This window comes from Pseudomonadota bacterium (assembly GCA_010028905.1).
Taxonomy (GTDB): domain Bacteria; phylum Vulcanimicrobiota; class Xenobia; order RGZZ01; family RGZZ01; genus RGZZ01.
This window is the reverse complement of the sequence record RGZZ01000128.1, coordinates 1-11,286: the sequence shown is the minus strand read 5'-3', so window position 1 is coordinate 11,286 and position 11,286 is coordinate 1. Positions and strand designations below refer to the sequence as shown.

General features: G+C 68.3%; 12 protein-coding genes. 7 read left to right on the top strand and 5 right to left on the bottom strand.

Features of this window, described 5'->3' with window-relative positions; all coding sequences use genetic code 11:
• Positions 1–37: 37 nt before the first annotated feature.
• Positions 38–268, top strand: a complete 231-nt coding sequence (locus EB084_10885) for a hypothetical protein (protein NDD28758.1) — start codon at positions 38–40, stop codon at positions 266–268.
• A 287-nt stretch (positions 269–555) separates the two neighbouring features.
• Here EB084_10885 and EB084_10880 read toward each other — a convergent pair whose 3' ends face one another.
• Positions 556–798 carry a CDGSH iron-sulfur domain-containing protein gene (locus EB084_10880; GenBank protein NDD28757.1) on the bottom strand — a complete coding sequence of 81 codons (243 nt, stop codon included), beginning with the start codon at positions 796–798 and terminating at the stop codon, positions 556–558.
• A gap of 158 nt (positions 799–956) precedes the next feature.
• Positions 957–2,075 (bottom strand): CDP-glucose 4,6-dehydratase, encoded by a 1,119-nt coding sequence (gene rfbG, locus EB084_10875; protein NDD28756.1) that lies wholly within the window; start codon positions 2,073–2,075, stop codon positions 957–959.
• A gap of 108 nt (positions 2,076–2,183) precedes the next feature.
• Between rfbG and EB084_10870 the strand changes: the two genes are divergently transcribed.
• Positions 2,184–4,031 (top strand): peptidase M3, encoded by a 1,848-nt coding sequence (locus tag EB084_10870; protein ID NDD28755.1) that lies wholly within the window; start codon positions 2,184–2,186, stop codon positions 4,029–4,031.
• Here the strand turns inward: EB084_10870 and EB084_10865 are convergent.
• A complete protein-coding gene (locus EB084_10865; protein NDD28754.1) occupies positions 4,009–4,773 on the bottom strand; it encodes a carbonic anhydrase in 765 nt (254 codons plus the stop codon). The genes EB084_10870 and EB084_10865 overlap by 23 nt on opposite strands.
• Before the next feature lie 176 nt (positions 4,774–4,949).
• Between EB084_10865 and EB084_10860 the strand changes: the two genes are divergently transcribed.
• From EB084_10860 to EB084_10840, 5 genes are all read left to right on the top strand, one after another.
• Entirely contained in the window at positions 4,950–6,581 is a 1,632-nt protein-coding gene (locus EB084_10860) for a glucose-6-phosphate isomerase (GenBank protein ID NDD28753.1), read from the top strand.
• 126 nt (positions 6,582–6,707) lie between these two features.
• A complete protein-coding gene (locus EB084_10855) occupies positions 6,708–7,028 on the top strand; it encodes a hypothetical protein (protein NDD28752.1) in 321 nt (106 codons plus the stop codon).
• 105 nt (positions 7,029–7,133) lie between these two features.
• A complete protein-coding gene (locus EB084_10850; protein NDD28751.1) occupies positions 7,134–7,736 on the top strand; it encodes a hypothetical protein in 603 nt (200 codons plus the stop codon).
• Positions 7,690–8,577, top strand: coding sequence for a phytanoyl-CoA dioxygenase (locus tag EB084_10845; protein NDD28750.1), 888 nt, complete (start codon positions 7,690–7,692; stop codon positions 8,575–8,577). The genes EB084_10850 and EB084_10845 overlap by 47 nt, the downstream gene beginning before the upstream one ends.
• Before the next feature lie 118 nt (positions 8,578–8,695).
• Positions 8,696–9,946 (top strand): glycosyltransferase family 9 protein, encoded by a 1,251-nt coding sequence (locus EB084_10840; GenBank protein NDD28749.1) that lies wholly within the window; start codon positions 8,696–8,698, stop codon positions 9,944–9,946.
• Positions 9,947–9,982: 36 nt separating this feature from the next.
• Here the strand turns inward: EB084_10840 and EB084_10835 are convergent, their stop codons facing one another.
• Positions 9,983–10,981 carry a ketoacyl-ACP synthase III gene (locus tag EB084_10835; protein ID NDD28748.1) on the bottom strand — a complete coding sequence of 333 codons (999 nt, stop codon included), beginning with the start codon at positions 10,979–10,981 and terminating at the stop codon, positions 9,983–9,985.
• Positions 10,982–11,090: 109 nt separating this feature from the next.
• Positions 11,091–11,286: oxidoreductase (locus EB084_10830; protein NDD28747.1), on the bottom strand; the 196-nt coding region annotated here is incomplete at its 5' end.

Below are 11,286 nucleotides of genomic sequence, written 5' to 3'. Positions count from 1 at the left end.
CCCCTCGCGCGGCAGAGGGCGCCTCGGCGAGCCGGGCATGGTGACGTTGAGCGTCGACCTGGGCCGCAACGCAGGGGTGCGGCCCGCCGACGTCGTCGCCGCATTCACCCGCGAGGCCGGCATACCGGGCACGGCCCTGGGGGCCATTCGCGTGGGCAAGCTCGAGACGACGGTCGATGTCGCTGAATCGTTTGTGCCGCGGGTGGTGAAGAAGCTGCGCAAGGGGTTTGAGCTGGGCGGGCAACAGGCCAACCTGTCGCGAGAGTAGCGCGAGCCGGCCCGTCGAGCCCCGCGTTCAGGCCGCTGAGCGTGCCGTGATCCCCAGACCTGGGATCAATCCGTGTTTTGATCCCCAGACCTGGGATCAATCGGTGCTTTGATCCCCAGACCTGGGATCAATCCGTGTTTTGATCCCCAGACCTGGGATCAATCGGTGCTTTGATCCCCAGACCTGGGATCAATCGGTGCTTTGATCCCCAGACCTGGGATCAATCGGTGCTTTGATCCCCAGACCAGGGATCAATCCGTGCTTTGATCCCCAGACCTGGGATCACCCTACTTTGCGCAGCCCTTGTGCTTGCCGTCGCAGAACGGGGCCTTGGCCGTGAGCTTGCACTGACACATGGCGAAGCGCTTCTTCTCTTCGACATCGAATGCCAGGGGGGTGAAATCGGTGCCGGCGTGCGATCCGTCGCAGAAGGGCTGGCTGGCCGATCGGCCGCAGGAGCACCAGTAGTAGGTGCCGGGCTCGAGCTCGAGAACCGCGGGGACGGTGGCGGCGATGACGGGTTCAGACATGGGAGATCTTCCTTTCTTGGCTGACGGCACACGCGCTGCCGATGGGCCCGCGTCAGATGCCAGGCGGCGGATTGCGACGCATGCAGGAGGCGCTCCTGCCGCGCAGGAGTACGGACGGGCGTGCAGGGGGATGGACGGGCGCGCGGCAGGGGGCTCGCTCAGCGCGCGGCGATCTCTCCCAGGAACGGGCTGCACTCGTAGGCCTCGATGTCGCGCAGGCAGGGTTCGCGCATGGCGCCGTCTCCCCCGTGCTGAAAGGCGTGGTGCCATCGCACCAGACGCTCCACCGCCTGGGTGCATCCCCAGCGAGGGCGCCATCCCAGGTCCCAGACCGCCTTGTCGATGGACAGGCGCAGCTGGCGCGCCTCGTGGCGCGCGCCCTCTTCGCTCAGGTGGGTCCAGGCGCCCTGGCCGTAGGCTGCGATGGCGGTCTCCACCAGATGCCGCACGGAGAGCTCGCTGCCCACGATGGGGCCGAAGTTCCAGCCTCCCAGCAGGTTCACGTCGTCGCTCTCGAGCATGCGCGCGGCAAGGGTGAGGTATCCGCTGAGGGGTTCGAGCACGTGCTGCCACGGGCGAACCGCGTCGGGATTGCGCACGGGTATCGGCGTGCCCGCGGCAATGGCGGCCATCACATCGGTCATGATGCGATCGCGCGCCCAGTCGCCTCCGCCGATGACATTGCCGGCCCGCGCGGAGGCCACCTTCACCCCGTGCTCGGTCACCCGGCCGGGCGGAAAGTACGCGCGGCGCATCGACGCCACCGCAAGCTCGGTGCATCCCTTCGAGGCGCTGTACGGATCGTGCCCGCCCATCTCGTCGGTCTCGCGATAGCCCCAGACGTGCTCCTTGTTCTCGTAGGCCTTGTCGGAGGTCACCACAACGAGCACCACGGGTCTTCCCACGCGCCGCACGACGTCGAGAAGGGCCACCGTTCCCATGACGTTGACGCCGAACGTCTCGACCGGATCGTCGTACGAGGCGCGCACCAGGGCCTGGGCGGCAAGGTGGAAGATGACGTCGGGACGGGTCTCGCGAACGGCTCTCTCGAGCGCGTCGCGGTCGCGGATGTCGCACTCGTGGTGCCCGTCGAGCAACGCGCGCACCTGAGAGGCCTCGAAGTTGCTCGGCACCGTGGGTGGCGCGAGCGCGTAGCCGCTCACCCTGGCCCCCAGCCTGTGGAGCCAGATGGTCAGCCACGAGCCTTTGAACCCGGTATGCCCGGTCACCAGCACCCGCTTGCCCCGAAAGGCGTCTCTGAACAGCACGTTCGTCATGGCTCGAAGGCATTCGCGTGTCGCCCCGGCATCGCCTCTGTGACGCCGGGGACGCGACCCGTGTCTCAGGGGGAGGGCCCTGCGAGGAAGGCGCGAAGCAGGGCACCCATGAGCACATTGCAGTCCACGCTGACCGAGCTGAAGGAAACGTTCCTGGCCCTCCACGAGCGCAAGGAAGATCTGTTCTGGGTGACCAAGATGGGGACCGCCGATGACGCGGAGGCCGCGGGGCGTCAGATGGCCGAGGCCGAGATCGCCGTCAACCGCTTCCTGCAAGATCCGCAGCGGCTTCGTCGGCTGCGCGAGCTTGCGTCCAGCGGCGCGGGCACGGAGGCTGAACGCGTGGTTCTCGGCGGCTGGATCGCCATGCTGGCCGCCAACGTGGTGGAAGACCCGAAGGCCCAGGCGCTCTCAGAGGAGATCGTCGGGCTCGAAGGCGCGCTGGCGCGCGCCCGCGGCGCGATGACGCTCGGATTCACCGATCCGGCCACGGGTCGCTTCGAGCCGGCCTCGAGCGTGCGTCTCGCCATGATGGCGCGCACCGATCCGGACGAGGCGCGTCGTCGCGCCGCCTATGAGGGGCTGCGATCCATCGAGATCCATGTGCTCGAGAATGGCTTCCTCGAGATCGTGAAGAAGCGGAACCAGCTCGGGCGCCTGCTCGGCTACGAAGACTACTATGACTGGCGAACCAGCGTCGTCGAGCGCAAGAGCAAGGCGGAGATCTTCCGCGTGCTCGACGATCTGGCGGCGCGCACCCGGGATCGCGCCGCCGCGGAGCTGTCGGCCTTTGCGGCCGAGAAAGGCGAGGAGGTGCGACAGCCCTGGAACTTCAGCCACGCGCGCAGCGGCGATCTCTCTCGGCAGCTCGATCCCTACTTTGCGTTTGCGGCCTCGCTGCGCCGCTGGGGACGTTCGTTCACCGCCCTGGGCATACGATACCGCGGCGCCACCCTCACCCTCGATCTCCTCGACCGACCGGGGAAGTACGAGAACGGCTTCATGCACGGTCCGGGGGTTGCGTTCGTCGACTCGGGAACGTGGCGGCCGGCGCGCATCAACTTCACCTCGAACGCCTCACCGTCGCAGATCGGAAGCGGCCTGCGGGGGCTCGAGACGTTCTTCCACGAGGGGGGGCACGCCGCGCACTTCAGCAACATCGTGACCCCCGCGCCGTGCTTCGCCCACGAGTTCGCGCCCACCAGCATCGGCTACGCCGAGACGCAGTCGATGTTCCTCGATTCGCTCATCGGCGATGCCGACTGGCGGCGGCTGTATGCCCGCGACGAGAGCGACGCGCCCATGCCACTCGCCCTCATCGAGGCAGATGTGGCGCAGGCGCAGCCGTTCAAGGGCTGGGACGTGCGCGCCATGCTCACCATCCCCTTCGGAGAGCGGGCGCTCTACGAGATGGAGCACCTCGATCCGGAGCAGGTCCTTGCGACCTTCCGTCGCATCGAGCGCGAGACGCAGGGGCTCGCGTGCGGCGTTCGCCCCATCCTGGCCGTTCCGCACCTCCTCGCCGGAGAGTCGAGCGCGTACTACCACGGCTATGTCCTGGCCGAGATGGCCGTGCATCAGACGCGCGCGCACTTCTTGAATCGAGACGGTTCTCTCACCGACAACCCACGCATCGGTCCGGACCTGGCCGAGCACTGCTGGAAGCCGGGCAACTCGGTGTCGTTCGACGATACGCTGCGGGCGCTCACGGGTTCGCCACTGAGCGCGGACGCACTCGTGGCCGATTGCAACCGCACGGTGGAAGAGGCGGTGGACGAGGCCCGGCGCGCGGCCGCGCGCGCAGACGAGAAGCCGCCCTACAGCGGTGCGGTCGACCTCGACGCGCGCATCCGCGTGATGCACGGGCGCGAGGAGGTGGCCGATACCGCCGCGGGCGGCTTCGAGGAGGCGTGTCGACGCTTCGAGACCTGGATCAGGGCTGCTTCTGCGGGTTGAGCACCTTCACGTTTCCCGTCTCGAGGTCGTAGAAGGCGGGAACCACCCTGAACTTCCCCGACTTGAGGCGCTGCGACACGAACGGGTAGCTCGAGATGCGCTGCGAGATGAGACGGGCGTCTTCCTTGCAGGCTGCGGTGAGCAGGTCGCCCTTGTAGCGGCGCGAGATGGCGACCGCGGCCGCCTTCGAGGCCACGATGCGCGCGGCGGCCCCCGGCTCCTGCTTGCCGTCGATGCACGCCTTGACAGCGAGGCACTGCGAGTGCCCGAGCACGACGATGAGGTTCATGCTGTGGTCGGCGATGGCGTGCTCCAGGCTTCCGATGGCGGTCTCGCCCAGGTGCGTTCCCCACGTGCGAACGACGAACATGTCGCCCAGGCCCTGGTCGAACACGATCTCGGGAGGGACGCGCGAGTCGGAGCAGGTCACGACCACGCACCAGGGGCGTGAGCGCTTCGCCTTGGCCGCCCGTGTGGCCGCTCCCTGGTTGGCGTGGATGGTGCGCCCCTGGGTGAAGCGGGTGTTCCCGGTGAGCAGGCGGAACAAGGCCTGCGAACCGTCGACCGGCGGTGCCTCAGACGTCGGGGTCGCCGTCGGCGAGGCGCTGGGCGCTGCGGTGGGCGCTGCGGTGGGCGGCGCGGCGGGCGCGGGACCGGGGCTGGGCGGCGCGTCAGCGCGGGCCGGGGTGGCGAAAAGGGTCAGCCCCAGCAGGGCGAGCGTGGTGTAGCGGGCGATGTTCACGGGTATGGTACCACCTTTCGTGCACGATGAGTTCTGGCGTTCGCAACAGCGCTCCTGCCGCCTGTCTGCCCAACGGAGGAGGAAGCCCTCCCTCCGAACGGCAACTGTTGCAGGCCGCGGGTCGTGCACCCGAAATCGCAAGCCTGGCTCGGCACACGAGAGGAAGGACCCCGCCCATGACCCACACCTCCGCAACCCGTCTGGCAGCCTGGGAAGCCCTGCGCGCCCACCACGAGACGTTCTCGGGAACCCATCTGCGCGAGCTGTTCGCCGCCGATGAGACGCGGGGAGAGCGCTTCACGGCCGACGCCGCGGGCCTGCACCTCGACTACTCGAAGAACCGCGTGAGCGACGAGACGCTGTCGCTGCTCGTGGCCCTCGCCGAGGCGTCCGGCCTCCCCGCGCGCATCGAGGCCATGTTCAGCGGCGAGAAGATCAATGTCACCGAGAAGCGTGCGGTGCTGCACGTGGCGCTTCGCGCGCCGGCCGGCGATGTCATCGAGGTCGACGGGGTTGATGTCGTGCCCGGTGTGCACGCCGTGCTCGAGAAGATGAGCGCCTTCGCCGATCGGGTGCGCAGCGGGGCGTGGAAGGGGCATACCGGCAAGCGCATCGCGAACGTGGTCAACATCGGAATCGGCGGGTCTGATCTGGGGCCGGTCATGGCCTACGAGGCGCTGCGCCACTACAGCCAGCGCGACATGCGCTTCCGCTTCGTCTCGAACGTCGATGGCACCGACTTCGCGGAGGCGGTGATCGATCTCGATCCGGCCGAGACCCTCTTCATCGTGTCGTCGAAGACGTTTACCACGCTCGAGACCATGACCAACGCCCACACCGCGCGCGAGTGGTCGCTGCGGGGGCTGGGCGGCGACGCGGCGGCCGTTGCGAAGCACTTTGTGGCGGTCTCCACCAATGCGGCCGAGGTGTCGAAGTTCGGCATCGACACGGCCAACATGTTCGAGTTCTGGGACTGGGTCGGAGGGCGGTACTCCATGGACTCGGCCATCGGCCTTTCCACCATGCTCGCCATCGGGCCGAAGGCCTTCCGCGAGATGCTCGACGGGTTCCACCAGATGGATGTCCACTTCCGCAACGCGCCCTACACGCGCAACCTTCCCGTGCTGCTCGGGCTGCTGGGCGTCTGGTACGCGAACTTCTTCGGCGCCCAGACCGTCGCGGTGCTGCCCTACGACCAGTACCTGAAGCGCTTTCCCGCCTACCTGCAGCAGCTCACCATGGAGAGCAACGGCAAGCATGTCACCCTCGATGGCGAGCGCGTGACACGCGACACCGGCGCCATCTACTGGGGCGAGCCGGGCACGAACGGCCAGCACTCGTTCTACCAGCTCATCCATCAGGGCACCCGGCTCATTCCGTGCGATTTCATCGCATTCGCGAACTCCCTCAACCCGGTCGGGCGTCATCACGACATCCTCATGGCGAACGTTCTCGCCCAGTCTGAGGCGCTGGCGTTCGGCAAGACCCTCGCGCAGGTGAAGGCCGAGGGAACGCCCGACTGGCTCGCGCCGCACCGGGAGTTCGACGGCAATCGCCCGTCGAACGTCATCCTCGCCGATCACCTGACGCCCGCCATCCTCGGATCGCTCATTGCGCTCTACGAGCACGCCGTGTTCACCCAGGGGGTGATCTGGAACCTCGACTCGTTCGATCAGTGGGGCGTCGAGCTGGGCAAGGTGCTCGCGCAGCGCATCATCCCGGAGCTCGAGAGCCCGGCCGAGCCCGTGCTCGCCCACGACACCTCGACCAACGCGCTCATCCGGCGCTACCGCAGCCTCAAGCGCTAGTGCAGGTTCTTCCTGCCGTCTTGCGGGTGACGGTTGCGCCACCGCTTTTCAGGATTGTTTCGGCGTCTTCTCGTAGGCTGGCTCAAGAGCGGGTGTTCCGTGCCGGAGCATCGAGAGGAGCCCATCATGTACACGCCCATCGCAGCCCCTGCAACCCGCCTTCTTTCCCCGTCGGCGAGCGCGCCGAGAGCATCTGCCCGACCCGCGCCGCACGTCGATCGGTTCGAGCGCTGCGCGGAGCGCGAGACCTTCCTTGCCGCCAAGAGCGTGGGTGACAAGCTCAAGGAGCTGGGCCGCAAGATTCGTGAGAAGGGCAAGGAGGTCGAGCGCAAGGTGAACGAAGGCCTCGACGACCTCGCGGGCGGCCTCTTCCCGAGCCCGGAACCGATTCCCGTGCCCATTCCCATCCCGGTCGACGACCGGTATGGAAGACCGTTTCCCCGCTGAGCAGCGACAGGAGGCGCCCCGTCTGCTCCGAAGTGGACGTGAGCATCGCGGCAGCGGGACATCCCCCGCAAGCGAGCCGCGCACACGCATCACTGGAGGCGCTTCATGACCACCCAACTGCTGCAGCACCGCTACACGGCGGGTCAATCTCTCGTCTACGACCAGCAGGTGAGCCTGCTGATCGAGCGGCCTGGTGTCGATCCCGTGGCCGATCTCGGCGCGGTGAGCTGCACGGTCACCGTCATCGAGGTCGACGCCGATGGCGCGGCCACCCTCGAGCTGGTGCATCGCGTCGAGGAGCAGATGACCCTGCGCCCCCTGCTCACCGCCGAGACCACGCGATGTCGCGTGACGCCGCGTGGCGAGGTGCTGTCGGCGACCCCGCGCCCCCCGCTGCTTCCCTTCGTCGCCTTTCCCGATGGGCAGCTGACGCTCAAGGAGAGCTGGAGCTCTGTGGAGAGCAGCGGGCCCAAGCGCCTGTCGATGGATCACACCCTCGCGGTTCTCGAGCCGGTGGGCGATGACGTCTACGCGCACGTGGCCTCGGAAGGCAGCGCGGCGGGCGATCCGGCCATCGAGATGTATGCAACCCGCGTGTTCTCGGTGCGTCTGGGCCATCTTGTGGTGGGGCGCACGGTGCTGAAGTACATCGGCTCCGCCGGTGACGTGTCCACCCTCGTGGTCGAGGAGAAGGTGCGTGACCTCTGAACGGGTTCCCGTCTTTGCCTTCACCGATGCGGAGAAGGCTGACGGCGGACCATCGTTCGACACCTTGCGCCAGGCCACGGAAGCCTTCTGGACGTGCGGATGCGTGGGTTTCGAGAATGCCTTCGATCCGGCCGTGATCGCGTCGCTCAACGCTGCGTGGCGCGAGCGCTACGGCCGGTACCTGAGCGGCGAGCGCCACGCCGACGCGCTGACCATCGGCCACCGTCGCACGCAGATCACGGTGGCCGTTGAATCTCCGTTCGACAGTCCGCATCTGTATGCGCATCCGCTCGTCTTTCCCATCTTGCAGGAGATCCTCGGGCAGCACTGCATCATGGGCGTGTTCGGGGCGGTGGTCTCCCTGCCGGGCGCCGAGGCCCAGCACGTGCACCGTGATCATCCGCTGCTCTTCGAAGAAGCCGTGAATGCGACCATGCCCACCTTCGCCGTGACCATGATGATTCCGCTCGTCGACCTCGATGCGCGCACAGGCACAACGCGGATGTGGGTGGGCAGCCACCGCATGGGCGATCGCGCCGCGCAGCGCGCGCCTGTCGACGATCCGATGATCAAGGCGGGCGGGTGCCTGCTGTTCGATCTCCGGCTGCAGCATCAGGGGCTCGCCAATGTCTCCGAGACGGTGCGTCCCATGCTCTACAACGCCTACTACCGTCCGTGGTTCACCGATGCGCGAAACTACACGGTGCAGCAGCCGCTCGTGATGGAGCGGTCCACGTTCGACCGCCTGCCGCGCGCCAACAAGCGCCTCTTCGTTCGCGCCGAGACCGCGGCGGGGGAGCGTCTCACCACCGCCGACCCCTACCGTCACGGGAAGGGCTGACGGTAGACGCGGCGCCCGTTCGACGGGCGTTCGCCGCAGGGCCTCAGGTCGTCTGCGCGGGAACGGAGCGTTGCGCAGCAGAGGGAATGGCGGCCCGCGGAGCCGAACCCCCGCCAACATGGCCAACGAGCATTCCTGGTCGACGCGTCTGGCCCGTTTCATCTATCGGGGCGCCGCCATCGTTCTGAGGCGGCTCGGTCCGCTGTTTCCGATTCGCGGAACGCAGCCCGCTCGCGTCCGGCGGGTGCTCATCGTGCGCATCTGGGCGCTGGGCGAGTTCGTCACGGCCACGCCGATGATGCGCGCGCTGCGTGAGGGCTACCCCGACGCGCGCATCGAGCTGCTCGTCGGGAACGGCCTGGCTCCGCTCGCAGCGGGCCTGCCGTGGCTCGACGAGTGCATCGTGGTCGACGAGGCCCCTCTGCTGCGCGCCAGTCCGCTGGCCTGGGGGCGACTGATCTGGCAGCTGCGGCGCAGGCGCTATGACATCGCCGTCTGCCTGCACCACAGCGTTCTCATCGCGGGCTTTCTCTGGCTCTGCGGTGTTCGCTGGCGGGTGGGGTTCGATCGCGACGGCGAGGGGTTCTTCCATCACGTGCGCGTTCGCTGCAACGTGCCGGGCCGCCACGCGGTCGACGAGTACCTCGAGCCGGTGCGCCGCCTCGGCATCGAGCCGTCAACGCCCATTCCCGAGCTGCGCTGGGTCGCGGCGGCGGACGCGCGGGCTGACGAGGCGCTCGCATCGCTGGCCGGCGTCAGGGGCATCGTCGGCATCCTTCCGACCGGCGCCGATAACGTGGCGGCCAACCGCCTGGGCACGAACATCTTTCTCAAGCGCTGGCCGCCGGAGTACTACATCGATCTCGCCAGGCGACTTCTGGCGCGGGGAGACGTGGGCGTGGCCGTGCTCGGTGGCAAGGTCGAGAAGGCGCTCGGCGCCCGCATCGCTCGCGAGGTTCCGGGGGTGCTCGATCTGACGGCGCGCATCGATCTGCCCACCCTGGCGGCCGTGTGCTCGCGTCTGGCCGTGGTGGTCACGAACGACAGCGGCCCCCTGCACGTGGCGTCCGCGTCGGGAACGCGGGTGCTCGCCATCTTCGGCCCCACCGACCCGCTCCTGGCCGGTCCCTACACCCCCGCGGCGCGGGTGTTCGTGCATCCGGTCGAGTGCGGTCCCTGCTTTCGCCGAGACACCATCCCTCCGAGCTATCCCGACTGCCCGCATCAGCGGTGCATGCGCGCGGTGGAGCCGGCCCTCGTGGCCGACGCGGTCATCGCCTGGATGGGCGAGGACCGCGCGCTCGAGCCGCCGCGTGAGGCGTTTCACGGTCCGCTGCAAGCCCCTCCCTACGAGCGGCGCGAGGTTTGATTCGACGGCACGAGCCCTGCCTCGCGCGCGTCGCCTTCACAGAACGACGGTGGCGGCTCCCCAGGTGAAGCCGCTGCCGAAGGCGGCCATCAGGATGCGCGATCCCGGTCCGCACCGACCCTCTTGCCAGGCCTCGCTCAGGCCCAGGGGAATGGTGGCGGCGGTGGTGTTGCCGTAGCGGCTGATGTTGTGCACCGTGCGCGCTTCCGGGATGCCCAGGCGCTGCGCCACCATCTGGTTGATTCGCATGTTGGCCTGGTGCGGCACGAAGAGGTCGACCTGGTCGACGGTCCAGCCGGCCTGGTCGAGGGCGCGCTGCGCCACCTCTGGCATCTTCTCGGTGGCCCAGCGGAAGACCAGCTTGCCGTTCATGCGCGGGAAGTGGCGCCCCTCGCGCAGCATCTGCTCGTCGAGGCGAGACGGCGACACCGCGCTGGCGGGGGCTTCGCACCACAGATCTCTCGCACCGCTGCCATCGGCGTGCAGCAGCACGTTGGAGAGCCCGCGTCCCGGGTCGTCGACTGCGCCCACCACCGCGGCTCCCGCGCCATCTCCGAAGAGCACCGTCACGTCGCGGCCGCGATCGGCAAACTCGAGACCCGTGGAGTGCACCTCGGCCCCCACCACGAGAACGTGGCGGTAGACGCCCGCGCGCACCCAGGCGTCGGCCACCGAGAGGCCGTACAGAAAGCCCGTGCACTGGTTTCGAACGTCGATGGCGGGAACGCCGGGCAGGCCGAGCTTGTGCCCGAGCAGGCAGCCCGAGCCAGGGAAGAAGAAGTCGGGCGAGAGGGTTGCAAACACGATGGCGTCGATGTCGGTCGTCTCGAGGCCCGCGTGCGCGCACGCCATCTGCGCGGCAGGCACGGCCAGGTCGCTGGCGCCCACGTTGCCATCGACGTACCGACGTGACTTGATTCCGCTGCGCTGGGTGATCCACTCATCAGAGGTGTCCATGAGCTGGGCCAGATCGTGGTTCGTCACCACGCGATCGGGCACGTGATGTCCCACACCGAGAATGGTCGATCGCTTCATGCGGCTCCTCTCGAGCGGTCGCCTCCACGCGCGCCATGTGTCGCGGCTCGGGGCGTCCTCCCTCGCGTCTCGAATGGTTGATGCATTGACGCCTGCGCGGGAGTTTCCTTCAGCCGACCTCCACGTCGATGGCGTGCCACCCGGTGGCGCCCCCATCAGCGGGTCTGCGCCGCTCCGCGGTCTGAACCTCGCCCGTGGCGTCGGTGGCGCGCACCTCGAGTCGATGTGGCCCCGCCGTGGCTTCCCACGTGAGCCACCACTGGCGCCAGGTGTCGCTGCCTGGAACCTGGGCCAGCAGGGCTTCG

Bases quoted from the DNA above. Each gene is read 5' to 3' on its own strand.
- EB084_10850 (NDD28751.1), top strand. From the start codon at position 7,134: ATGACCACCCAACTGCTGCAGCACCGCTACACGGCGGGTCAATCTCTC.
- EB084_10855 (NDD28752.1), top strand. From the start codon at position 6,708: ATGTACACGCCCATCGCAGCCCCTGCAACCCGCCTTCTTTCCCCGTCG.
- EB084_10840 (NDD28749.1), top strand. From the start codon at position 8,696: ATGGCCAACGAGCATTCCTGGTCGACGCGTCTGGCCCGTTTCATCTAT.
- rfbG (NDD28756.1), bottom strand. From the start codon at position 2,075: ATGACGAACGTGCTGTTCAGAGACGCCTTTCGGGGCAAGCGGGTGCTG.
- EB084_10860 (NDD28753.1), top strand. From the start codon at position 4,950: ATGACCCACACCTCCGCAACCCGTCTGGCAGCCTGGGAAGCCCTGCGC.
- EB084_10880 (NDD28757.1), bottom strand. From the start codon at position 798: ATGTCTGAACCCGTCATCGCCGCCACCGTCCCCGCGGTTCTCGAGCTC.
- EB084_10870 (NDD28755.1), top strand. From the start codon at position 2,184: ATGAGCACATTGCAGTCCACGCTGACCGAGCTGAAGGAAACGTTCCTG.
- EB084_10835 (NDD28748.1), bottom strand. From the start codon at position 10,981: ATGAAGCGATCGACCATTCTCGGTGTGGGACATCACGTGCCCGATCGC.
- EB084_10885 (NDD28758.1), top strand. From the start codon at position 38: ATGGTGACGTTGAGCGTCGACCTGGGCCGCAACGCAGGGGTGCGGCCC.